Origin of the sequence: Pseudomonas sp. UYEF17, assembly GCF_040546125.1 — a bacterium.
GTDB lineage: Bacteria > Pseudomonadota > Gammaproteobacteria > Pseudomonadales > Pseudomonadaceae > Aquipseudomonas > Aquipseudomonas putida_Z.
This window is the reverse complement of the sequence record NZ_JBEPNE010000004.1, coordinates 259,477-283,613: the sequence shown is the minus strand read 5'-3', so window position 1 is coordinate 283,613 and position 24,137 is coordinate 259,477. Positions and strand designations below refer to the sequence as shown.

Sequence of the window (24,137 nt, the reverse complement as noted above, 5' to 3'; positions counted from 1 at the left end):
CTTCAAGATCAGGAGGCGAAACGAGCCGTCAATGCGGCATGTCGCTCGATGGTTTCATGGGCAAACACCAGGTCGGCCAAATGCGTGAATTGCGCTGCGATGCGCGCCAGTGCCTCGTCATCGCCAAACAGCTCCAGCGGCAGCGCCAGGCAGGCCAGTCGCAACAGTTGCAGCAGTTGCGCGCGCTCTTGGTGTTCAACCAACAACAAGCGCTCCCCAAAGAGACCTGACAGCAACGAGTCGAGCTCGTCGGGAAACTGCAACAGCCCCAACAAGAACACCAACCAGTCCGGCTCGCTGGCGTTATGCTGGCAAACCAGCTCGTGTACGAGCAGCCCGTGGATGAACACGACATCAACCGAACGCAGACGCTTGAGGTCACCCAGTTTTTTCAGCAACTGGCCAAACTCGTCGCGTGAACAACTGGGGTCCTGGGCATCGATGTCCGTCAGTAACGCAGCCTCGATGAACTCCAGGACAGAGCCACGGTGCTGATAACCGTAGAGGGCTATCCAGTCCTCATAGGACTCGAGCGGGCCGCCTTCGGACTCCAGGAACGCGCGATAGGTGTCACGCAACAAGGCCGCCCGCAACACCAGCACCTTGCCAAACATCTTGGCTTTGAGTGCCGAATTGATACCAGCCTTCAAACGCCTGGGTGGCGACTGAACGAGCACCTGTTGCAGTAGCGCCTCCAGACGCCAGCGAGTCGCCTCGGCCATCACTTTTTCCCGCAACAGTTGGCGCAGTACCAGCACCAGATCGCTGTCATCGGGAAACAGCCCCCGGGCCTGTGCCAGCAGCCATTCGATGCTGCGCTCGGCAAGCTTGGCCAGCGACTGTATTTGCCGAGCCTTGGGAATCACATCTTCATCCAGAACCCGCTCGAAGCTATCTGCCAAGCCTTCGAACTTGTCGCCGAAATCGCCTCTACGGCGAAACTGCGAACGCAGGGACGCCGCCATCTCATCGCTGTTTTCAACGAATCGCTGGACGCTGGCTGCTGGAGAAGCATCGTCGTCTGGCGCTTCAACGACCTTTGCCTGGGGCTCGCTGCCCTGATGCGTGCGCGGCATCTGTATGCGCGGCAGCACTGCGCCAATAGCAGCCATATCAGCGCTCCAGCGCGCGCAGCACCGCGCGGTCGGCCGGGTCACGGGCCACCTTGCCGATCACCTGCGAACCAATCTGCATAGCGCCTGGTTCCAACGGACTGTCGAGCTCTTTAGGTTGAATCAGAAACACCCGAACCGTGTTGGATTCACGGGTCTGGCGATAGCTGAACATCCTCCCCAGATAAGGAATATGCCCCAGTACCGGAATACGCTTGATCACCTCTCCACTCTCGTCACGGGTGAAGCCGCCTACCAGCAGACTTTTGCCTCGAGGCACCCGGGCAACTGTGCTGATACGCGTTCGGCCAACCGTCGGCAACGCGTCGATCGCGGACGACTCCGTGGTCGAGTCGACCACACTGCCGTCCTCGATATTGAGTGCCATTTCAACTTCTCCGGAAGCTGATATCCGTGGCAAGACGCTGATCAAGGTGCCGTAAGTGACGTGTTCGAGCTCAACACTGCGCTCACCGATCAGCCGCGCATAGAACGTACGGTTATTGTCGAAAATCGCCGGAACGTTTTCTTGGGTCAGCACGACTGGCCGCGAAACCACCCGGGCGCGGTTGTCGGTTTCCAGCGCCGAAATGGCAGCCATGAACGAAGTGCTATCCAGCGTGCTCAGCGAGCCGCCGTTGAGCGATGCTGCCACCTTCGAGCCAACCTTGAACGACCCCTTCCAGTCGACGCCCAACTCATTGAGATCGTCCTTCTGCAGGTCGATGATCCACAGGGAGAGCTCGACATGGCGCTTTGGCTCATCGAGCGCAGCAACCAGATTCTCGATAAAAAGCACCTGTTCCGGGAGCCCCTTGACCAACAGGCTATTGGTATCGGGATAGGCTACTACGCGGATATTCCCGACAGCCAGATCACGAGCGATGATCCGCGGCGTAGTCGTGTCGGAAGATACGGACTCGGGAACACCCAACCCCTCCAATGGAAAGCTCGGCATGCCACCCGGACGCCCTTCTCCGTCCTTGTTGATCACCGCGTCGACACCACGTTTCTCCCCCTTGAGCAGCGTTTCGATAGCCGTCGCAATGCCTGGTACCGTGATGCTTTGGTCACGCAACTCGTAATTGCGATCTGCAACGAAGGTATTGCGCAAATTGATAACGCCAATGCGCTGCTGTCCGAGTTGCAAGCCGGCACTTTGGTTGTCCATGAATTGCGCGGCCTGCGCCACCAGGTCGACATAGATCGGCGGGCCGGAAATGTAAAAGGTCCGCAATCCATCGTGGCGCAAAGGGTATCGGGCATCGCGCAAACCAGAGTTGCGCAGGAAGGCCTCCAGCTTCTGGACAGTGATGGTATTCAACGAGATGACGGTACTCTTCGCTTCGGCCGCCTCATAGACATACAACGTCTGACCATCGCTGTACCAGATCAGCGCCATTTGACGAACAATGCGCTCCAGCGTCTGCTGCGGTGCGGCGAGCGAAAAATCGCCACTGATGGTGCGCCGAGCGGCTGCTTTGCTGAGGATGACCGGTTTACCCAAGGACGCTGACAGTGCATCGAAGAACGTGCGCAGGCCTTCCTGACGAGCCACATAACCCTCTCCAGCACGAACAGAGGCAACCGATGAAGCCATCGGCAACATGCAACAAAGCACGAGCGTGACAGCTCGCGGACACATACTTTTAAACTTCATGAGTTCATTCGCCGGACAGGCCGGTTATATCGATCAAACTACTCGGCGCAATTCCGACCAGCTCTCGAATCTCTTTAGAAAAATGCGAGGAAGAGGCATAGCCAAACTCCAAGGCAACGTCGGTCAGAGAGGTCGCGCCTTCAGCCATACTCAAAAGCGCTCGTGCCGTACGCCACCCCCGCAACTCGGACTTGGCTGCACCACCCAGGGCTTGACGGCAAAGTCTTCTAAAGTGTGAGACCGATACGCCATAGCGACCAGCAAGGTCCTGGAGCTTTTCACCGCCGTAACTTTGCTCCAGCAAAAAACCAAGCAACTGATAATGCTCACTGCTGCGCAGATGACGGGCAAAAGCCCGATAGGCAGCGTCATCTTGCAACGCAAGGGTGAGATACCAGGACTCCAGTGCCGGCGCCGCTCGCCGTTGGCCACGACCTTCGCTCAACGCGGCCCAGGGCTCGCCTGGAGCAGGTCGCACCTCAGGCACGCCCCCCTGGTCGATGAACAGCTGCAATTTGAAAAGATTCGTTTGCGACAACGGCAGCACCCAGGCACTGCCACTGAGCACTTGCAACCCCGGGCGTAGAACCAGCAAGCCCTGCCACCCTGGCGCCAGACACAAGAAAGCCGAACCCTTTCGATGCGCCAGACACAGAACGTCAGAGCCATTGCTAATACGAATAACTTGCTCACCAGACTGCACAAGGGCACACCAATCCCTCAGGGTTAAAATCGAGTCTGGTTTTTCGCCCGCCCCCACTTCAGCTACCACTATCACAATCACCCGGAATAGATTCTCAGTCACTATGCTGAAGACCCACCGAACAATCTTGATGAGAAACTGATGACAACTGCCAATTCGATGGGAACGAGCGCCCATCAAACTGAATCACCCCTGGTTTCGTAGACACCTCCAAGCCTCATAATGAGACCCAAAGAGGAGGTGCCATGAGTCGTCAGCGTTACCCTGAAGAATTCAAGATCGAAGCGGTCAAGCAAGGACCGAGAAAGGCAAGCCTGTCGCCGATGTTGCCCAGCGCCTGGGCATGTCTGTTCACAGCCTCTACGCCTGGATCGAGCTTCTACAGCAAACCCCAAGAGCAGCGTCAGTACGGAGGAATTCAAGCTGTATACAGCGACATTTCCGGAAAAGACTTGATGAGAAATTGTTATACGGCTGGCGTGCTTTACGTTGGGCAGCTGTTCGGTTGCGGTCGGGCTAGGCGTGGCGGCGTTGGTGCTGTTTGGTTTCTGGGCCTGATCAACACCTGCGCTACACCGTTATCGTTTTCACCGCGGATGGCTCGTTTGTTATCACGTTCGAGTGCTGGTCAGCGTTTCCGTCAGGCATGCAAGCAGTAGCCATCCGCCTAAACTGACACCCAGGAACAGAAGCCCCAGGCTCATCGGCAGTTCGCTTTCGACACCAGCAACAAGACTGCCAGCCAAACCACCACCTGCAAACATCAATGTCGTATTCAGCGACGCTGCCGCACCGGCTTGCTGCGGGTAACGCGCCAGGGCTTGGGTCGTCGCAGCAGGACGCACCAGCGTTGTCCCGGTCGTGCAGATGATCATCGGCAGCAGAAGACCCGCCACCGTCAGTCCCGCTACCTGCTCCCAGACCAACAGCGTGATGCCCCCGGCAGCTATGAGCAGGAATCCTGTCTTGATCTGAACCTGCGGGCTTACACGATTGTTCAAGTAGGTCGCAGCTGCTCCGCCAGCGATATACGCAAGCCCATAGGCGATAAATACCACCGAGAATTGATATGGCGTCAGCCCCAGGCGGTCCATCAACGCCAATGGCGCGACCACGATGAAGGAAAAATGGCAGGCAAACGCGAGGCTGGCCAGCAGGGAGTGCGCAAGATAGGTCGTATCACGCAGCATGACCCAATAGCTGCGCATGCCCGAAGTACGGCCTCGCGATTCAGGCGTGTCCTGCAGCAATGCATATGACAGGCATGAAACGATCACGGCGATGAAAGCGAATACCGTAAAGCTGCCCTTCCAGCCAAAGGATTGTTGGAGAAAAGCGCCTGCGACCGGTGACAACGAGATGAACAGCCCACTTGCGCTGGTCAGCAGGATACGCATGGCATTGCGCTGCCTACCACTATACAGATCCTGCACGAGCGCCTGGCCCAGCACGAAACTCCCGCAACCCAGGGCCTGCAACAAACGGAACGCCATGAACGTCTCATAGCGGGTTGAAAGTACACAACCCACTGCCCCTGCAATGGACACCCCTAGCCCAGCGAGCAACAACCGCTTGCGCCCCATGCCATCCGACAATGGCCCGATCACGATTTGCGCCAAGGCGACACCAAACGCAAAGAAGCTCACCGAGTAGGCTATCTGCTGTGGCTCGACGTGAAACTCGCCTGCGAGCGCCGGGAATGACGGCAGGATCACATCCAGAGGGAATACGCCCAATAGACACAATAGAATCAGCAAGGCCGAGCGCAGAAAGCTACTGAGCGAACCCAAGGGCTGATTCACGCTACCAACCCCGCCTTCTTGTATTGCCGGAAATAGTCACTGGAATCTCCATGGAAGCGCCGAGCCCTGATGGTAGCGACACCCTGAAGATGTACAACCCGAACCGGGCAGCGAAACTTCCGATAGAGTTGTAGGGCTTTTCCCTTGTCATTGAGTTCTGGTGATATCCAGCCTTCTGCTGACTTGATAGCCGGACCCCAGCGACGTCTCGGGATTCGAATCCTGACACTATCGCCGGGCAAGTCCTTCCAGAAAAACGCTTAGCCTTCCAGCCCTTTCTTCAGCGCCGCCAGGCCATCTTCATAGATGCCAGCGAACAACGCAGTTGCCTCAGCATCGCTGACACCCACCGGCACGAACGACCCGGACCATTCCACACGAGACCCGCTACCTTCAGCCACCACGCGCAGGGTCGACTGGTAGTCACGCACCGGCGCCGGGCCCGTGAGGATGGTGTAGCTGTAGCTGCGGCCGGCTTCGTTGAAGTCCAGCAGGCGCTCGATGATGGTGTCGCCAGCCACGCTCTTCAGGGTGCGTACGCGGCCGCCTTCGCTCAGGGCGCTTTCGGGGATGAACGGCAGCCAGTCGGGCAGCGCGTCGAAACCGCCAATCAGTTGCCAAACGCGGTTGGCATCGGTTGCCAGGGTGATGGAAGCTTGTGCAGTTGCCATGATGATTCTCCCGGGGCGTGGCCCCATTGATTCGGGTAGGCAGGGCCGCGCAGCGGCCCTGCAACATCGGTTTAAACAGCAGGTACCGGGGCCTGGGCGTTGATCAGCCCTTGCTGGCGCAGGTCGTTCCAGAAGGCCATCGGGATCACCTTGCTCAGGGCGGCGAGGTCTTCGTTGGCGTGCGCCGGACGGGTGGAGCCCGGGATCACCGAGACCACGGCCGGGTGGGCCAGGGCGAACTGCAGGGCGGCCGCCTTCACATCCACACCATGAGCACGGGCCACGGCGCGGATGCGCTCCAGCTTGGCCAGCACGGTCGCGTTGGCCTTCTGGTATTCGAAGTGCTCGCCGCCGGCGGTGACACCCGAGCTGTACGGGCCACCCACGACGATGCCTACACCCTGCTCCACCGCTTGCGGCATGACGCGTTGCAGTGCGCGGTCGTGGTCCAGCAGCGAGTAGCGGCCGGCCAGCAGGAAGCCGTCCGGACGGGCTTCGTCCAGGTCGAGGGTCAGCTCGATCGGCTCGACTCGGTTAACACCCAGGCCCCAGGCCTTGATCACGCCCTCTTCACGCAGACGGGTCAGTACGCGGAAGGCACCGGTACGGGCGGTTTCGAACTGGCTGAGCCATTCGTCACCGTAGAAGTCCTGGGCGATGTCGTGGATCCAGACGATGTCCAGGCGGTCGGTCTTCAGGCGGCGCAGGCTATCCTCGATGGAGCGCAGGGTGGCGTCGGCGCTGTAGTCGTTGACGATGCGGTTGCGGTTGCCGTGCTCGAACAGGCCGCTTTTTTCGCCCAGTTCACGGGCTGCCGGGTCTTCCAGTTCGTCGAGGATGATGCGGCCGACCTTGGTGCTGAGCACGTATTCGTCACGTGGGCGGCCGACCAGGGCGTTACCCAGACGGATTTCAGAGAGGCCGGCACCGTAGAACGGGGCGCTGTCGAAGTAGCGCACACCGTTGTTCCAGGCGGCATCGACGGTAGCTTGTACTTCGTCTTCAGGCACATTACGGAACATGTTGCCTAGTGGGGCGGTACCGAAGCCCAGCGGGTTGGTGATAAGGGATTTGAGGTTCATATGCATTTTCCTGATGGGGGAGTCGGTTGTGAACTCCAGTGGCTGCAATGCTATGCGCCACCCAACAAGACCGTCCAAGTCATATTTCGAAAGACTTGAGACCTTTTGTGCAACACCCGCACAACTCGTCCTGCAGCGCAGGCTTCAGGATTGAAAGTGGAAAGGTTTCAGCATTGACCTGAATCAATCAAACGCTATAGGCGGTGTTGTAAACAGCACACCAAACATATGGGAATGCAGTTTGATGAGCGAGTCCAACCCGGCAACCAGAATTATCTGCAACAATCTTGAACTGGCCGATCAATTGCGCCAGCTGTTGGCACCCATAGCACCCGATTGCGAGGTACTGAGTACGCCTGGCAATTGCAGCGCCGTACCGCTTTGCCGCTGGCTCGGTGAAGCAAAGTTGGGCTCGGCTGGGCAGGTACAGGCCGCTTTGCTGGATGCCACCGAGGTTCTCGAACAGACCCGGCACGCCTTCAAATCCCGCGAACTGGGGCTGCTGCGGCGACGCTTGGTTGCATTGCTGGATAAATTGTCGGAAGATCCCCAATGATGTGAATATGCCATCACCAGGTTCCGCCCTGCGGGAACCGGCTTTGCCGAGCAGGATAATAGGCCTGAAAGACGAAGCGCCGTGGCAACAAGTTCTTGAGCAGAACTTGTTGCCACGGCGCTTTTTTTTGGTTCAGCGGAAAGGAATCTTCACCAACACCGGGGGATGCGAATGAAGGTGACAAAAGACCTCGAGGAATTGCTCAAGCGTATCCGTCTCGATCACGCGGAGATTGCCGAACGCTTTCGCTTTCTCGACTGGAGCGCCGAAGACGCCAGGCGACTAGGTGCGGCAGCTCAGTACATGGCCCCGTCCCAGCAGGCTTTCGTCGACCATCTGTACCGTCACCTGGCGGAATTCTCCACGCCGTCTGCATTGCTTCGCACACCGGAGGTCACCGCCCGTTTGAAGCAGAGCCAGGCCGAGTACTACCAGTGCCTGTGGGGCGGCCCCTACGATGAAACCTACGTCAACGGCCGCCTGCGAATCGGCGTGATCCACCAGCAGATCGGCCTGGAACTGAAGTGGTACCTCGGCAGCTATCGGCTGTACCTCGACGACATGCTGGAAAGCGTGTTCGGCGACAGCCCGAATGCCACGCTCTATTCAAGCCTGTTGAAGGCGGTGTTCTTCGACATGACACTGGCCATCGATACCTACAGTGTGGCCCAGCACAAGGCGCTGGAAGATAGCGAGGCTCGCTTTGCCCGCGCGCTACGCGGTGCCAACGACGGGCTGTGGGACTGGCACGTCGACCAGGATCGGCTTTACGTCTCGGAGCGCTGGGCCAGCATGCTCGGCCTCAGCCGGGATAGCATCGGCGAGAGCAGTTCCAGTTGGTTCGGCCGCGTGCACCCGGATGACCTGCCGGATTTTCGCCATGCCATCGATGCCCATCTACAAGGGCAGACATCGTCCGTTCACCATGAGTACCGTATCCGCAAGCACAACGGTGACTACATCTGGGTCCTCGTGCGGGGGGTCGCCGAAATGACCACCCCTGGCGAGCTACGCATGGCTGGCTCGCAGTCCGATATCAGTGCACGCAAGGATGCCGAGCAGCGCCTCCAACATACCGCCCAGCACGACCCGTTGACCGGCCTGGCCAACCGCATCCGGCTTGACGAGCAGATGCAGAAGACCTTCAGGAAGCAGCGCAAGGGCGGTGACTACGAGGCGTTGCTGTTCATCGACCTGGACCGCTTCAAGCTGATCAACGATAGCCTCGGCCACAACGTCGGTGATCGCGTGCTGGTGGAAGTGGCTGTGCGCTTGAAAGAATCCCTGCGCCCCACTGACCAACTGTTCCGCTTCGGCGGCGACGAATTCATCGTCCTGCTTCACGACCTCACCTGCGACCGCGACGCCGAGCAGATATCCCAGCGCATCCTCGACAACCTGCATCAACCGCTGCACATGGACGGTCGTACCCTGGTGGTCAGCGCCAGCATCGGTATCGCGCCATTGCACGACAATGGCAAAGCCCTGGATGTGCTGCAGGCTGCCGACCTTGCCCTCTACCGAGCCAAGTCTGCCGGCAAGGCGCGCTTCGCCCACTACGACGAAACATTGCAAGACACCGCACAGCAGCATCTGGAACTGGAGTCCGCGCTAGGCCAGGCACTGCAACAGAATGAATTCGAACTGTACTACCAACCGATCTATCGCCTGGACCAAGGGACACCGCTGGTGACCGGGGTCGAAGCGCTGCTGCGGTGGCGCCATGGCGAACGCTTGATCTCGCCACTGGAGTTCATCCCTGCGCTGGAGGAGTCGGGAGAGATCATCCGCGTCGGCGAATGGGTACTGCGCCAGGCCTGTCAGCAGACCCGAGCCTGGCAACTGGCCGGGCATGAGCGCCTGCGCTGTTCGGTGAACATTTCCAGCACCCAATTGCAACAAGCCGACTTCACCCTCCGGCTGATCGATATCCTGCAAGAAAGCGGCCTGCCTCCCGCCAGCCTGATCCTGGAGATCACCGAAAGCCAATTGATGCATGACGACATCGGCACATTGGCCTGCCTGCATGAGTTGACCAGCCTTGGTGTTCTGCTGGCGCTGGACGACTTCGGCACGGGTTACTCCTCGCTTGGCTACCTCACACGCTTTCCGCTGCACATCCTCAAGCTCGACAAGAGCTTCATCACCGGCGTTCCTTACGAGAACAAACAGAGCGCGATCAGCCAGGCGATCATCGTTCTCGGCCGTAGCCTTGGCCTGGAAGTAGTGGCCGAAGGCATCGAGAGTTCGGCACAACTCGAATTCGTGGTGGGTGAAGGCTGCCATTACGCCCAAGGCTACTGGTTCAGTCGGCCACAACCTGCCGCCCAGGTACAACATCTGCTCAGCACAGAAGACCGTTTCGAGGGGAGCGCAGTTACCCGGCGGGTACCCATCAGTTCAGGAGAAAAACAATGAAAACCAATCTTCCGGTCAGTGGTCGTGCCGTCGAATTCAGCGCAAACGCGAACATTCTTTCAACAACCAACCCCAAGGGCGCCATCACCTACGTCAACCCCGACTTCATCAACATCAGCGGGTTCAGTGAAGCCGAACTGCTCGGCATCAATCACAACATCGTGCGCCACCCGGACATGCCGCCAGAAGCTTTTGCGCATATGTGGCAGACACTCAAGGATGGGCGCTCGTGGATGGGGCTGGTAAAGAATCGCTGCAAGAATGGTGACCACTACTGGGTCAGCGCCTACGTCACGCCGATGCAGCGCAATGGCGAAACAGTGGAATACCAATCGGTTCGCACGCTACCGGCCAAAGCGCTGGTGGAGGCTGCTGAACATCTCTATGCACAGTTGCGTAGTGGTAGAAAGACCAACTGCCTGCGTATGTCACGGCTGTCCGTCGGCATGCGCCTGGCACTTGTCAGCACTGGCGTGAACCTGCTGTGCTTTGCGGCCTTGGGCTTGCTGGGCGCGTTGTCCTGGAGCCATGCTGCCCTCTCCATGCTGCTATCGAGCTTGCTGCTCGGCGGCCTGTTGCGCTTCAGCCTGCGCCCCCTCGACGCCCTTGCCCGAAAAGCCAGGAATATCGCCGACAACCCTCTGAGCCAGATACTCTACAGTGGCCGCCGCGACCAATTTGGCCAGATCGATTTCACTTTGCAAATGCTCGAAGCCGAGACCCGGGCAATAGTCGGACGCATTGCCGATTCGTCCCGCCAGTTGAGCAAGGAAGCCGAAGAGCTAGTGTCTGCAGTGGACAACAACAATTGCGCGACCCTCCGCCAGCAGGGGGAAACTGCCCAGGTAGCCAGCGCCATAACCCAGATGGCCAGCAGTGTGCAGGAGGTGGCGCGCAACGCTCAGCTCACCGCCAGCGCCGCGAACCTGGCCAACCAGGAATCCGACCGCGGCCACCAACTGGTCGAGCAGACCCGCCAGCACATTGATAGCCTCGCCAACGAGGTGCAACAGACCAGCATGGTGATTCATCAACTGGAACAGCATGGCAATGAAATTGACCGCGTACTCGAGGTGATTCAAAGCATCGCCGAACAGACCAACCTGCTTGCCCTCAATGCCGCCATCGAGGCTGCCCGCGCCGGCGAGGCCGGCCGCGGTTTTGCAGTGGTCGCCGACGAGGTGCGCGGGCTGGCTTCGCGAACCCAGCAATCTACCGCGCACATCCAGGGCACCATCGATACCTTGCGACGCTCCACCGGGGATGCCGTACTTGCGATGCAGCGCAGCCACAGCAAGGCCGGTGTCAGCGTCGAGCAGGCACTGCTGGCCGCCCGGGCGCTGGACGGGATCACCCAGCGCGTCGATGAGATAAGCGGCATGAGTGTGCAGATCGCTGCCGCTGTAGAGGAGCAGAGCGCGGTGGGTGACAGCATCCAGTGCAACCTCGCCGGTATCAGTCAAACCACCCAGAAAAGCGTGCTTGCCAGCAACCAGAGTCGCACCACTGCCGCCCACGTCGCCAAGCTGGCCGAACGCCTTCAACTGCTGTCGACGCAACTTTGGCGGCGCCAGCGCAATGGGTGACGGGTTCGCACCGTACTCCCAAGCCAACCCTCACAAGCTGGCCTGCGTGGTCGGCCCCAGCTTGGGCGACTTCTGCAACAACCCTCGTGGCAACTGGAAACCTTTGAAAGGCTCCTGCGTTATAGGGTTGAAGGCTTTCTGCGCGTTAAGCCTGTAGCGCATCACGCCATCGCCGGCCCTGAAGCTCAGGTCCACGCTGGTCGCCGTGCGCCCATTGAGCGAGCCACGGCTGAGCAAGCGGAACATCGACCAGGGGCCACGGTACTCAAGGCTGCTGCTGTTCCCGTTCTGCCGGAGCAAGGTCAGGTTGCTGCGCACCTGCTGCCCCAAGGTATTGGGCCAGACGATACCGGTGATCTGGCTCGGGCCATGGGTGTAGGGAATCAATTGACCGTCCAGGTCCAGCAAGCTTGTACGCTGGTTAGCACTCAGGCCCAACGGCTCGATGCTGAACTGCACACTGAGGTTGCCGCGCTGATCGAAGAAGGTCTCACGGATACGATCTGCCCGCTCCAGCTGTTCGAGCACATCACTGCGGATCAGTGACTGCCCCTGCTGGCCGGCCTGCAGGGCTTCGAGGTTATCCCTCAGGAAGACCTTCAGGTATTGATCATGGAACTGCTGCAGCCGCCCCTTCGGCCCGAAGAAGGCTTCAAAGTCGTCCAGCGAAGCGTCGGGAGCTTTCACGACGAAGGGGTAGCGCCCTGCCAGGCGCTGCTGGAAGAAGCTGTACACCTCGGCGTCCCAGCGTCGCTCCAATTCGCGCAGGGCTTCGACATTCAGCACTTGTGCTGTTTGATCGGCCATTTTTCTGACCTGGTGGTTGATCGGTTCCGGTAAGCCGGTGGCCACCCGCTGCAGGGTGCCGATGGGGTCTTGCCCTGTCATCGAGAATCGCTGATGCACGGCCTGCAGCGCGGCCTTGCCTCGGTCGGGGCTGTCCTGCACCGCCTTGGCGTAGTCGTGCACGGCCGCGATGGCAGCAAGGGTCTCGTCGTAGTAGCTGGGTTTCTCACCGGTTGCCTGCAGCATGGCACTCAGCCCGGCAAAGGCCCGCTGAATGGCCCAGGCCTGTTGTTGATCAGGCCTGCCACTTGTCGGCTGCAACGCTTCGACCTCCCCGGCTGCCTCAGCGACAACGGCTGATGAAAGCGAAGTGTTGTCCCTCACTGTGTCCAGCAACCGATGCAGGGGTGCTGCTGGCCCGGTCAACTGCTGCATGATCGCGACACCATGATCCAGGTCGCGGAAGTCGGCCACCGAGAAGGCGTTCAAGGCACGGCGCCAACTGTCAATGAAATCGGCGCTGTACAGGTTACGTAGCCGCTCGCCCAGCGCCTCCCGGTCGGCATCCGAGTAATCGAGCTGGTCGCGCTCGCCCAGTGCCCACTGGTCGATCATCGCCATCTCTGCAAACCGCTGACTACGTGGCTCGAAGTACTCTTTGAAGCCCTTGGCGGTGAGCATTGGCGCTATCAGGACACCCTCCCCCTGCCTGAAGCCGGGTGAGGACTGATACACCACATCGAACGCTGGCCCCACCTGATGACGCAGGTCCAGGCCGGCATTCAACTGCTCGCCAGCCTGCTGTTTCAGGCTCGCGTAGACCCGCTCTGGCAGTGGTACCTTGCGCAGCACCTGCTGCACCTGTGCCATACGCTGGCTGTACTGCGGAAGTTCGGTATCGGCATAGGCCAAGGCATACTTCAGGTGCCGCATGAGGTCGCGTTGCAATTGCCCCTGCCCGGGGAACTTCTGTTGCCACTGGCGGGCCATCCAGTCCTCGACCCATTCGGGGCGGCGGCTCTGGCGGTCCTCCAGCATTCGATAAACCCGAAGCGCAGCCATCTGCTGTTCGCTGCCCGGCGGCGCAGCGTCCATGGCATCGATCACACCGCTGGCCAAGGCTGGCAGGAAGCGCCTGGAGAGCAGGCTCAGGTAGGCCTCGTCGACGCGAGGGCCAATGGCGCGCCCCTGATACAAGCCAAGGTCGGAAACACCCGGCCACGCGGCACGATAGTCGCCAAACACCGACACGGCATCGCGTATCTGGTCCAGCGGCTCCAGCAGGTTGCGCCCGGTGGGGTCCAGACGCTGGTCCACTTCGTGATGACTGTACTCTCTGCTCTTGGCGAGCACATTGGCGGCCTTGGTGCCATTGATGTCAAAGTAGCGTTGCCAACTGGCGATGGAGACACTGAAGGCCAGCACGCCTACTGCAGAACCCACCCAGAGCAACCGACGTTTGTTGCGCGCTACCCTGATGTTGTCCCCGGCAAGGCCGGCCTCCTGGTAGATGACTCGCCGGAAGGCGTGCTGAATGAAGTAGACCAGCGCCTGCCCCTGCGCCTTGCCTTCACGCAGCGGAAACTCGGTCTTGTACGGCTGTGCCGCCTCACGCACGAACGCATTGAGCATGTCGCCCTGCTGCAAGACCGAAGACCAGTACACGCCGCGTACCAAGGCAGGCGTGGTGAAGCGGTCACTTGCGAGGGTTTCTTTCAGGAAGGCCAACAGTATCGGACGCAGCCCGATCAACTGGGCATGCAACGAGAACAAGCGAACTCGCAATGGCGCACCGCCCAATACATCGAGCCGGTCCACTACCTGTTCAAACAATTGCCTGATCAACCGATCGTAATGATCGCCATATTCATCCAGCCAGGCATCGAACGTGCCGACCGCATCCAGTTTGAAGGTGAAGCCCAGCATGTTTTCCCGCATGGCGGCGGGAAGCCCAGCGTAAAGCTGGTCGAAACCGTCCAGCAGATCGAATTTGGCCAGTACCACATACAGCGGCAAGCGCGAGCCCGACTGACTGCTCACTTCATACAGCCGCGTGCGTAGCACATGCGCCAAGGCGACACGTTGCTCAGGCGTGCCATGCAATAGCGCAGGCAGGTCAACGACCAACAGCAAGCCGTTGAGTGCTCTCTGGCTTCGGTTACGCACCAGCCAGCCCAGCATGTGTTCCCACAACCTGGCCGAGGTGGCGGGTGGTGCTTTCGACGTGTCCGACTCCTCGGCTGATGAGCCTGCCAACGATTCCTGACGGACGAAAGCGCCCGGCGGGTCGATGATCACCGCATCGTTGCTGACCCACCAGCCTATCGGATAAGCCAGCACCTGCGCTTGCCTGCCTCGCGCTTGTGCCTTGTCGATGCGGGTCAGGGAAAAACTCTGTTCGGTACGGTCGATGAAACTGGTCTTGCCGGCCTGTTGGTCGCCCACCACCAGATACCACGGCAGCCGGTACAAGGCACGCCTGCCACCCGCATTGTCCAGATAGCGTGCCAGCCCTTGGTCCAAGGCTTTCTCCTGTGCCTGGACGAAAGGCAACACGTTGTCCAGTTCAGCGTCCACCGCCTGCTTGCGTTCGGCCTGCAAACGGCGAAAACGCCTGCGCAGCACCACAAGCCAGCAGAGTAGCGGCACCAATACAAGCGCCAGGCTGGCCAAGCCACGATGCGCCACGCTAGCCAGCGGCTGCTGCTCGCGCCAGACCCATTGCGGGCCGAGCCACCAGATTGCAACCAGCATCAATGCGGCACCCAGCCCGAGCAGCAGCGGCATGGCCAGGCCGATGCGGGCCAGCAGGGGCAAGCCCCAACGTTTAAGATGCTTCCACATTTGATTCATCCTGACTCCCGTTCCTTGTTCCAATCAGCCCGTGATGGACCGTGCACGCGTACTGCTGAAGGCGTTGAAACACCTCAGGCTCCCAGGCGCTGGCGGTGGTTTCCTGCATCGTTCGGGCAACGCCTGCGCACAAGTCCTGGGCCAACCAGGACACGCCCCGAGCAGCCAGCAGATCAGCCGCGATCACCGTGGTATGGCAACGCTCACGCAGGCTGCGGAAGTCCGCCTGCATGCCCTGCAGCCTGAGCAACACCGCTTCCACGCCGCTGGTTTCCAGTTGGCAGGCCAGCTCCTCTCGCAACGTGGCGAATTCCTGAGAGGCTGCGTCCGAATCGGATTGCCCTTGCGCCCCCCTGAGCCACGCCAGACATTGGTCATCGACAAATACCTTGCCGTCGCTGAAGCACAACTGCTGCAACGCGGGCATGCGCTGCACGAACCGCGCGGTCGCAGCGCGAATGGCCTCAGCCACCTCGCCCATCGCCAGCCGCGTGGCGGCGCTCGCGGCCAGAAAGCTGCCGCGAATCCAGTAGGGGCAAGCCGTCACGCTCTTTTCGATCCGCTGCAGCAGGGCCGCGTCGATTGCAGTAGCGGCAATGGCATCTTCATAGTCCCCGGCAATGTCCTGCGGCACCGCCATCAGCTCCGTGCGGTTGCCCTGCCTGGTTTGAGGCGGCGTCTGGATGTGCGCCCACAAGCCGAACCGACGCAACTGGTAGCCAGCAGGATCGTACGGGTCCTGTTGATTGATCAGCTCGGCCATGGTCAGCATGGCCCTTCGTGATTCCCGCTCGTTGCCCAACGACACACGGGGCATTGGCGTGGCGATGACCTCGGCCAGGGGCGCAGACTTGATGCCCTTTGCAGGGGGCTTGTCCGTGGTGGGCTCGGCAAGGCCGTTTGAAAGTTCCGTGTGCTTGCGTAGCAGGCACTCCAGTTCGCCAAGGGCCGCTTCATCGAGCTGCGCTGCTTCCCGCTGCTGTTGCAGGCGTTGCAACGCGCCCTGAGCCGCCGCGGCGTGCGCGGGGCTGAACGTGAAGCGGTCCAGGCGCGGCAACGCCACGAGCAAACGGTTGAGCATCAGGCCAACCAGCTTGCGCTTGCCGAGGAACCCTTTGGGGCCCGGTTTCGGGTATGCGCTTTCCCAATAGGCTTCGACCATGCCGGCCAGCAGTGCGAGGGTAAAACCCCAGCGCTCCCAGCACTGGCTGCGCAGCCAAGCGACACCCAGGTGGGCGACGATGCGCAGGTGCTTGCACTCTTGGCCCAGGTACTGGCGGGACGCTTCTTCGATATACGCCCAGTCGATGGAAGGCTCCTGCAACCCACCCAGCTTGACCATTTCCTGGTCGATGGCCTGGTAGGTTTCGTTCTCCACATCGAACAGGCCGGCAGGGTTCTGCGCGTCGATGGGCGCAAGCAACCGGGCAATTTCCTGTGCGGTGACCTCTGCTACCAGCGACATGCCTTGCGCGCCTCATCGATGAGTGGGTCCAGCCCCTGAGCGTCGAAAACCAGCCCATCAACGGCTGGGTTGTCGCTTTCGACCTGAATGCGATGGGCCCCGATCAGTGGCTTGATCTGCTCGATGCCCGGCAAGCCCCTGCCAGCGTCAAGCACCTGGCCGTTCTCCGTCACCTGCCAGGGGGTAGCGAGAGTGGAGCCACGCTCCCCCTGCAATCGCACCATCACCCGGCCGGCATCGATGGGTTGTGCGGTAACCAGTTGCAACCTGGAAATGTTCTGCACACAACTGATCACCAGGTAGGGGTACGGTGCGACCGAAGCGATTGCGGGCGCCGAAATCATCAGCCCGTCATCCCCTTTTTCGAGGCGAAACGTCAGCTCCTCCGGCGGCCGCCCCGCCTCATGGGTCATCACACGACGCAGCGTGGGCGAATCCTGCTCCGGCGCGGACCATTGCAGTTTCGTCACATGCGCCGGGGTGCCAGCGGCCTGGTCGAAACAAGCCAGGCGTTCGACGTTGGAGACTATCTGCGGGCAGTCCCTGGTCTGGCTTGCCAAACTTGGCGCCAGGGAGAGCAACATCGAAAGCCCAACGCCATATGCATAGCGGACAATCATTGGTTTCACTCACTCATCAAATACGGCAACAGCGCTACCCGACTGGCCAGTCACGCCTCAACAGTAGTCATCAAATACAATTACTGGATAGTGGAGCATCGAAACGAAACAAAGGCTAGTACAGACAAAACAATATTCACAACCAAATATTTCCTTACACTTTCACGCTCGACGCACAATATTTTTTCGGTGCATGGTTTTTTACACGCACATAGCGAGAAGCCAATTACGTTTAATTTAAACATAACTTTGTAGGACGCTTCCTACATATATTCAAACTTCACGAAGGCTGAAACTCATGAGTAAAAGCTCAGGCTCCGTTGCACCCAAAGAACGCATAAACATCAAGTACGTACCAGCCACCGACGGCGAACAAGCCGAGGTGGAGCTGCCGCACAAGATGTTGGTACTGGGCGATTTCGGCCTGGATGATGCCCGCGCGCTGGAAGACCGTTCGATCATGCGAATCGACAAACACAGTTTCAATAATGTGTTGAACGACGCCGATGTCAGCCTCGCCATGTCCGTGCCATCCATGCTCAGCACTGCCCCCGACGCAGAGCTGGCGGTCAACCTGCAGTTCAAGTCCATCAATGATTTCGGGCCAGACAGCATCGCCCGCCAGGTACCGGAGCTGAACAAGCTACTGGAGCTTCGCGAGGCATTGGTCGCACTGAAAGGCCCACTGGGCAACGTGCCCACGTTCCGCAAGCAACTGCAGCACCTGCTGAACAACGAACAGGCACGCAAACAACTGGCAGAAGAACTTGACCTGGTGCTCGAGGCGCCAAAAGAAGACTGAGACAACGGAGCGTCCCCATGCCAAAGCAAAACAGCACGACCGTCGCGGTTGAAACAACAACCGAAACACTGAGCAACGCCACCCTGCTCGACCAGATCATGGCAGAAACCAAGTTGGTACCTACTCAAGAGGGCTATCAAGTCGCTCGCCAGGGTGTATCTGCTTTTATCGCCGAAATCCTTAAAAGTCATGACCCTGATCAACTCATCAACAAACATCGCGTCGACCAGATGATCGCTGAACTGGATCGGGTGCTCAGCAGGCAGATGGATGCAATCCTGCATCAGCCCGAGTTCCAGCAACTTGAATCCGCGTGGCGCAGCCTCAAACTTTTGGTTGACCGAACCGACTTCCGCGAGAACATCAAGCTTGAAGTCTTGCATGTCAGCAAAGATGACTTGCTCGATGACTTCGAGAATGCCGCCGACATCACTTGCAGCGGCATCTACAAGCATGTTTACACCGCAGGTTATGGCCAATTTGGTGGTGAACCCGTTGCTGCGATGGTTGGCAACTACAGCTTCGGCCCCTCTTCTCCCGATATAAAGCTGCTGAGTTACATGGCCTCGGTCGGTGCCATGGCACACGCCCCTTTTCTCGCGGCGCCCTCTCCTGAGTTCTTCAACCTGAGCAGCTTTGAAGAGCTGCCCAATCTGAAGGAGATCAAGGACATTTTCGCCGGCCCCCGGCATGCCAAGTGGCGTGCGTTCCGTGAAAGCGAGGATGCCCGTCATACCGGGCTGACCGGGCCGCGATTCATGCTCCGCTCTGCCTATCACCCGCAAGAAAACCCGGTCCAGAGCTTCACCTACGACGAGGACATCGCCGGGCGGCACGACAACTATCTGTGGGGCAACTCCGCCTTCCTGCTGGCCAGCTGCATCAATGACAGCTTTGCCCGCTACCGCTGGTGCCCGAACATCATCGGCCCGCAGTCGGGTGGTGCCGTCGAGGACCTGCCGGTGCACCTGTACGAGTCACTGGGTCAGCTGCAGGCCAAGATTCCGACCGAAGTCCTGATCTCCGACCGCAAGGAGTTCGAGCTGGCCGAAGAGGGCTTCATCGCCCTGACCATGCGCAAGGACAGCGACAACGCCGCGTTCTTCTCGGCCAACTCGGTACAGAAGCCGAAGAACTTCCCCAAGACCCCGGAAGGCCTGCAAGCGCAAACCAACTACAAGCTCGGCACCCAGCTGCCCTACCTGTTCATCGTCAACCGGCTGGCCCACTACATCAAGGTGCTGCAGCGCGAGCAGATCGGTAGCTGGAAGGAGCGCAAGGACCTTGAGTCCGAACTGAACAAATGGATCCGGCAGTACGTCGCCGACCAGGAGAACCCGTCAGCCGATGTGCGCAGCCGTCGCCCATTGCGTGCTGCAAGGGTCGAGGTGTCGGACGTTGCCGGCGACCCGGGCTGGTATCAGGTCTCGCTCGCCGTGCGCCCGCACTTCAAGTACATGGGGGCGAATTTCGAGATCTCCCTGGTCGGTCGGCTTGATACCCAATGAGTGGATTTTTCGACCGCTTGGTGACGGATCAACTCGCAAGCCGGATGCCCTCCAGGCAAGAGAACGCTACCCAGAAGTTCGCCGCCATCAAGCGCCACCTGGAAACGCTGCTCAATGCTCGCCAGGGTTGCTCACAAAGCAGCCCTGAGTTGGGCCTGAGTGACTTCAACGGGCACGACGCAAGCAGTGGCGACCTGCTGAAACAGGTGAGCGCGGACATCCGCCGCACCATTCAGCGCTTTGAGCCGCGTGTGCATGTGCGCGCGCTCAAGGCCGTCCCCGATTGCCATGCCCCGCTGGAACTGCATTTCAGGCTGGACTGCCACGTGCAGGTCAACAACCACACGGAGCAGCTGCAACTGGAGCTGCTGGTCAATGGCCATAACCGCCACACCCGAGTGAGGTGACCTATGTCACTCAAGGACCGATTCAGCGAAGAGTTGCGTTACCTCCATGAACTGGGGAACGACTTCGCCCAGGACAACCCACAACTTGCTCGCCTGCTCGGCAAGGGTGGCAGCGACCCGGATGTCGAACGCCTGATGGAAGCCTTTGCATTCCTCACGGCCAAACTGCGGCTCAAGCTGGAGGACGACCTGCCCGAGCTGACGCACCCCATGCTGCAGTTGCTGTGGCCCAACTACCTGCGGCCCCTGCCGAGCGCCACGATCATCCAGTTCACGCCGCGCAAGCAAGCGCTAAGCCAGTCGCAACCCATCGCCAAAGGCTCGCGGTTGTTCTCCAGCCCCGTGGATGGGGTGCCCTGCGAATTCCGCACCTGCACGGCGGTGGACATTCACCCGTTCGAGATCGAGTCGGTGAACGCAACCCAGACACTCGACAGTTCGGTGGTTCGCATCGGCCTGCAAACCTTGGTCGAGCGGCCGCTGAACACCCTGGGCTGCGCCAGCCTCGACTTTCACCTGAGCGGTGACACCCAAACTGCCCGCACGCTGTACCTGTGGATCGCTCAATACCTCAAGCATGTCTGCGTGACAGTCAATGGTGGGGTACGCCGGCTGCCGGCCAGCAGCATCGTGTTCCCAGGCTTCAGCCCGGACGAAGCGCTGCTGCCTTACCCACAGAACGTCTTTGACGGTTACCGGATCCTGCAGGAGTACTTCGTATTTCCCGAGCGTTTCCACTTCGTCAGCATCACCGGCCTGGAGAAAATCTGGCCTGATCAAGCGACTCAGCGGGTCGGCCTCGAATTTCACTTCACCCGACAGTTACCGGATTCGCTGCGTGTCGGCAAAGCAGACTTCAGCCTGTTCTGCACCCCGGCAGTGAACCTGCTCAGCCACAGCGCCGAGCCCATCGACCTGTCCAGCCGGCCCGCCCAGGTCGAGCTTGTGCCCAGAGGCAAGGAGCGGCACGCCTATGAAATCTTCAGTGTCGATCGGGTCATCAGCACCCGCACCACGACTGACGGAAGTACCGGTGAGCACCTGAGAACCTTCCGCCCCTTCGAGTCGTTCGCCCATGAGATCGAGCATGTGCAAGGGCGCACGGCGCTGTACTACCGCTACACACTCGAGGACTCCCTGCGCGGCGATGGCGTCACCCATCGCATCGCTTTCGTGCGCGCCGATGCCAACGCCTACATTGGCGAGCTGGAAACAGCGTCCATCGACCTGACCTGCACCAACCGCGACCTGCCGCTGGCGTTGGGCATCGATGACATCAACGTGCTCACCGAAATCACGCCGCCCCTGGCCACCTATACCAACATCCGCGCCCCCACCCGCCCCTACCGGCCGGTGCTGGATGGCCAGTTGCAATGGGCCCTGATCTCCAACATGTCGCTCAACTACCTGTCGCTGCTCTCGGCCGAGCCGCTGAAAGCGGTCATCCGCGCTTACGACTTCGCGGCCTTGCACGACATCCAGCAGACACGCACCACCCGCAAACGCCTCGATGGCATCCGTGATGTGCAAACAGAGCCGCTGGACTGGCTGATCAAGGGCCAGCCCATTCGTGGCTTGCGCACGCGGCTGAAGCTGGATCAAAGCGCATTCCTCTGCGAAGGCGACCTGTACCTGTTCGGTTGCGTGCTCGCGCACTTCTTCGCCCTGTACGCCAGCATCAATTCCTTCCACCAACTGGAAGTGATCAACACCACCAACAACGAGCACTACACATGGCCAATCCAGACCGGCAAACAACCGCTGATCTAGCCGACAAGCTGTTCGCCGAGGCGCACCAGTACAACTTCTTCCAGTTGCTGGAACGCCTGCACGGCTTGCACGGGGATGACCTGGAACCACGCTGGCCAGATCAGGCCACCCGGCTGAGGGTGCGGCTTGCCAGTGACCCGCGGCTGAGTTTCCCGGTTTCCGACATATACAAGGTCGAACGCATGCCCGGGGAAGCTGACCGCTATCGCGTGTGCACCACCTTCATGGGCTTGCATGGCACCGACTCGCCGTTGCCCACCTATTACCTGGAGCAGGTGGCATACGAGCATGCACAGGGCATCGGTGTGCGGCCGGCGTTCTTCGATTTCTTCAACCACTACCTGCTCAGCCTGCTGCATCGCATCTGGCGTAAATATCGCTACTACATCCGCTTTCAGCCGGGAGCTACCGATGGGTTCTCCCAGTACATCTTTGCCCTGCTCGGGTTGAATGACAGACAGTTGCGCGGGGACACGGCACTGCCGTGGAGCCGGCTGCTCAGTTTCGCCGGCGTCATTGCCAGCCGCAGCCGTGCGCCGGGCACGGTCGCCGGCATCATCGCCCACTGCTTCGACTTGAAGCAGGTACAGATCCGCGAGTTCGAAACCCGCTCGGTCCCCACTGCCACCAGGCAACTGGTCAGCCTTGGCCGCAGCAACGGCGAACTGGGCAGCACTTTCATGGTGGGCAGCCGCACGCGAACACGCAGCAGCAAGTTCACCATCGTGATCAGCGAACTCGACCCAGCGCAATTGCGTGACCTGCTGCCCAGCGGCATCAACTTCGGCCGATTACGGGCATTGATCGACTTCCTGCTGCGTGATGGCCTGGCCTACGACCTGGAGCTGCGCCTGAAGCAGAACGCACTGCCGCCCTTCTGCCTGCACCGTAGCCTGGGTGCCTACCTGGGCTGGACCAGCTTCGTCGATGACCGTCACGGCCAGGGCAGCCCTGTGGTGCGGTTCCGGGGGCGCTCATGAGCACTTTGACCTTGAGCATCACCAACCTGGATCAGTTGCAACACAACGTCACTGCCCGACATCAGTTCGATTGCACAGGCGGCACCATCGGTAGCGCGAAGGCCACCTGGCAGATCAACGACCGTGACCAGACCGTTGCACCGATCCATTGCGAGATCCGCTGGATCGAGGGCAGCTTCTGCGTCATCGATCGCTGTCAGCGTACCTACCTGAACGACAGCCTCCACAGCCTGGGGTCGCTTACCGCCAGGCGGCTGCTCGAGGGTGACCAGTTGCGCATTGGCGCCTATCGGCTGCGGGCCCAGCTTGCGCAGGCCGATGCACGCTCACTGGAGGACCTGTTCAGCCCTGAACAGAGAACCCTTGATCACTGGTTGCTGGATGTTCCACCCGAGGCTTGTCAGGCCGCTGCAGCCGCCCCCGAGACAGTCGCGGACATCTGCTCGGCATTCGAACCGGGCATGGGCAACGACCCCTTGGCGGCACTGGACACAGAGGCAGCGCCAGCGCAGCAGAGCCCACTGGAACGCCTGATTGCAGGAGAACGCCCATGATGCGTCCAACATGCGTGGCCGGCCTGCTGACGGCGCTGATCGGGCTCTCGGGTTGCACGTCCCTGAGCAAGATTGGCCAGGTGGTGATGGACCCCTCATTGCCCATCGGACCGCCCGGGGAACACCCCACCCAGGTCGCGTTCAGCATCAACGCCAGCCCAACGCTCAATGGCAACCCGAACAGCCTTGAGGTGGCGCCCGAGCCCGGGCCGGTTGTGGAGCCCAGCCCTTACGCGGTCAGCCTGAGCGCAGGCGACCCCTACGTGCTGACCGAGAAAGTCGGAGCCTTGTTCGAGTACCTGCTGGAACAATTCCCGGCCATGTCGCCAGTCGATTCGCCAGTTGACGATGGCGAGGATCCAACGCGCTCCCCCATGGAAGAAAGTACCCCGGGCAGCTACGACGACCCGACCGTGGTGCTGACCTTGCCGCGCACCACCACCGTGGCCGCCGAGCCCGTCGCTACGCCCATGGCCGTGAAGATCCTGCAACTGCGCGACGACTCTCTCTTGCGCAACAGCGTTTACGAACTGCTGGACAAGGACCCTGCCGAGGCGCTGCGCAGCACCTACATACGCGATGACGATTACCTGCTGCGCCCTGGCCAGTTCAAGTTCATCCCCTTTGCGCCCATCGAGGCCGAAACCCGCTTCGTCGCGGTGATCGCCGACTACCGGAATCAGGAAAACGCCACCTGGAGCCAGGTGCTGCGCATTCCGCCCCGCGGGCACCAGATCATCCTGTCGGTGTTGCTCAACGACACGCAGCTCCTGCTCAAGGAGGAAGACTGATGGCGCCTGTA

19 protein-coding genes and 2 pseudogenes are annotated in these 24,137 nt (G+C 60.2%); 12 read left to right on the top strand and 9 right to left on the bottom strand.

The window, feature by feature from the left end:
• Positions 1-8: 8 nt before the first annotated feature.
• The 3 genes from sctW to ABIB24_RS08835 form a co-directional block, all read right to left on the bottom strand.
• A complete protein-coding gene (gene sctW, locus ABIB24_RS08845) occupies positions 9-1,112 on the bottom strand; it encodes a type III secretion system gatekeeper subunit SctW (RefSeq protein ID WP_354316332.1) in 1,104 nt (367 codons plus the stop codon).
• 1 nt (position 1,113) lies between these two features.
• Complete coding sequence (gene sctC, locus ABIB24_RS08840; protein WP_394519827.1) at positions 1,114-2,670, bottom strand: type III secretion system outer membrane ring subunit SctC; 1,557 nt, start codon at positions 2,668-2,670, stop codon at positions 1,114-1,116.
• A gap of 106 nt (positions 2,671-2,776) precedes the next feature.
• Complete coding sequence (locus ABIB24_RS08835; RefSeq protein ID WP_249352852.1) at positions 2,777-3,652, bottom strand: helix-turn-helix domain-containing protein; 876 nt, start codon at positions 3,650-3,652, stop codon at positions 2,777-2,779.
• A 68-nt stretch (positions 3,653-3,720) separates the two neighbouring features.
• Between ABIB24_RS08835 and ABIB24_RS08830 the strand changes: the two are divergent.
• A pseudogene (locus ABIB24_RS08830) lies at positions 3,721-3,882 on the top strand (transposase); the annotation flags it as partial.
• A gap of 204 nt (positions 3,883-4,086) precedes the next feature.
• Here ABIB24_RS08830 and ABIB24_RS08825 read toward each other — a convergent pair.
• From ABIB24_RS08825 to ABIB24_RS08815, 3 genes are all read right to left on the bottom strand, one after another.
• Positions 4,087-5,277: a Bcr/CflA family efflux MFS transporter gene (locus tag ABIB24_RS08825; RefSeq protein ID WP_137164412.1), complete on the bottom strand. Its 1,191-nt coding sequence runs from the start codon at positions 5,275-5,277 to the stop codon at positions 4,087-4,089.
• A 260-nt stretch (positions 5,278-5,537) separates the two neighbouring features.
• Complete coding sequence (locus tag ABIB24_RS08820) at positions 5,538-5,948, bottom strand: SRPBCC family protein (protein ID WP_075045688.1); 411 nt, start codon at positions 5,946-5,948, stop codon at positions 5,538-5,540.
• 71 nt (positions 5,949-6,019) lie between these two features.
• The gene (locus ABIB24_RS08815; RefSeq protein ID WP_137164413.1) at positions 6,020-7,030 is read right to left on the bottom strand and encodes an aldo/keto reductase; all 1,011 of its coding nucleotides are present in this window, start codon (positions 7,028-7,030) and stop codon (positions 6,020-6,022) included.
• A 244-nt stretch (positions 7,031-7,274) separates the two neighbouring features.
• Here ABIB24_RS08815 and ABIB24_RS08810 point away from each other — a divergent pair, with 244 nt between their 5' ends.
• From ABIB24_RS08810 to ABIB24_RS08800, 4 genes and pseudogenes are all read left to right on the top strand, one after another.
• A complete protein-coding gene (locus tag ABIB24_RS08810) occupies positions 7,275-7,586 on the top strand; it encodes a hypothetical protein (RefSeq protein ID WP_025339888.1) in 312 nt (103 codons plus the stop codon).
• Positions 7,587-7,757: 171 nt separating this feature from the next.
• A complete protein-coding gene (locus ABIB24_RS08805) occupies positions 7,758-10,004 on the top strand; it encodes a putative bifunctional diguanylate cyclase/phosphodiesterase (RefSeq protein ID WP_354316331.1) in 2,247 nt (748 codons plus the stop codon).
• Positions 10,001-10,330, top strand: a pseudogene (locus ABIB24_RS26815) (PAS domain-containing protein); the annotation flags it as partial. The gene ABIB24_RS08805 and the pseudogene ABIB24_RS26815, both read left to right, overlap by 4 nt.
• On the top strand, positions 10,304-11,590 hold the full coding sequence (locus tag ABIB24_RS08800; RefSeq protein WP_394519861.1) for a methyl-accepting chemotaxis protein: 1,287 nt from the start codon (positions 10,304-10,306) through the stop codon (positions 11,588-11,590). The pseudogene ABIB24_RS26815 and the gene ABIB24_RS08800, both read left to right, overlap by 27 nt.
• A 30-nt stretch (positions 11,591-11,620) precedes the next feature.
• On the opposite strand, the gene tssM is transcribed toward ABIB24_RS08800, so the two are convergent.
• Genes tssM through vasI form a run of 3 tightly spaced genes read right to left on the bottom strand, consistent with a single transcriptional unit; the run spans position 11,621 to position 17,314 of the window.
• Positions 11,621-15,229, bottom strand: a complete 3,609-nt coding sequence (gene tssM, locus ABIB24_RS08795; RefSeq protein WP_354316330.1) for a type VI secretion system membrane subunit TssM — start codon at positions 15,227-15,229, stop codon at positions 11,621-11,623.
• A complete protein-coding gene (gene tssA / locus ABIB24_RS08790) occupies positions 15,204-16,694 on the bottom strand; it encodes a type VI secretion system protein TssA (RefSeq protein ID WP_354316329.1) in 1,491 nt (496 codons plus the stop codon). Before tssA ends, tssM begins: the two co-directional genes overlap by 26 nt.
• Entirely contained in the window at positions 16,682-17,314 is a 633-nt protein-coding gene (vasI, locus tag ABIB24_RS08785; RefSeq protein WP_075045709.1) for a type VI secretion system-associated protein VasI, read from the bottom strand. Before vasI ends, tssA begins: the two co-directional genes overlap by 13 nt.
• 298 nt (positions 17,315-17,612) lie before the next feature.
• Between vasI and tssB the strand changes: the two genes are divergently transcribed.
• The 7 genes from tssB to tssJ are packed head-to-tail and all read left to right on the top strand — an operon-like array spanning position 17,613 to position 24,126.
• The gene (tssB, locus tag ABIB24_RS08780; RefSeq protein WP_025339893.1) at positions 17,613-18,116 is read left to right on the top strand and encodes a type VI secretion system contractile sheath small subunit; all 504 of its coding nucleotides are present in this window, start codon (positions 17,613-17,615) and stop codon (positions 18,114-18,116) included.
• A gap of 17 nt (positions 18,117-18,133) precedes the next feature.
• Entirely contained in the window at positions 18,134-19,624 is a 1,491-nt protein-coding gene (gene tssC, locus ABIB24_RS08775) for a type VI secretion system contractile sheath large subunit (RefSeq protein WP_025339894.1), read from the top strand.
• A complete protein-coding gene (gene tssE, locus ABIB24_RS08770) occupies positions 19,621-20,031 on the top strand; it encodes a type VI secretion system baseplate subunit TssE (RefSeq protein ID WP_354316328.1) in 411 nt (136 codons plus the stop codon). The genes tssC and tssE overlap by 4 nt, the downstream gene beginning before the upstream one ends.
• A 3-nt stretch (positions 20,032-20,034) precedes the next feature.
• Positions 20,035-21,801, top strand: a complete 1,767-nt coding sequence (tssF, locus tag ABIB24_RS08765; RefSeq protein WP_039613129.1) for a type VI secretion system baseplate subunit TssF — start codon at positions 20,035-20,037, stop codon at positions 21,799-21,801.
• Positions 21,765-22,781 carry a type VI secretion system baseplate subunit TssG gene (gene tssG / locus ABIB24_RS08760; protein ID WP_354316327.1) on the top strand — a complete coding sequence of 339 codons (1,017 nt, stop codon included), beginning with the start codon at positions 21,765-21,767 and terminating at the stop codon, positions 22,779-22,781. Before tssF ends, tssG begins: the two co-directional genes overlap by 37 nt.
• Positions 22,778-23,335, top strand: a complete 558-nt coding sequence (locus tag ABIB24_RS08755) for an FHA domain-containing protein (RefSeq protein WP_137164419.1) — start codon at positions 22,778-22,780, stop codon at positions 23,333-23,335. The genes tssG and ABIB24_RS08755 overlap by 4 nt, the downstream gene beginning before the upstream one ends.
• On the top strand, positions 23,332-24,126 hold the full coding sequence (gene tssJ, locus ABIB24_RS08750; protein ID WP_354316326.1) for a type VI secretion system lipoprotein TssJ: 795 nt from the start codon (positions 23,332-23,334) through the stop codon (positions 24,124-24,126). The genes ABIB24_RS08755 and tssJ overlap by 4 nt, the downstream gene beginning before the upstream one ends.
• Positions 24,127-24,137 lie beyond the last annotated feature (11 nt).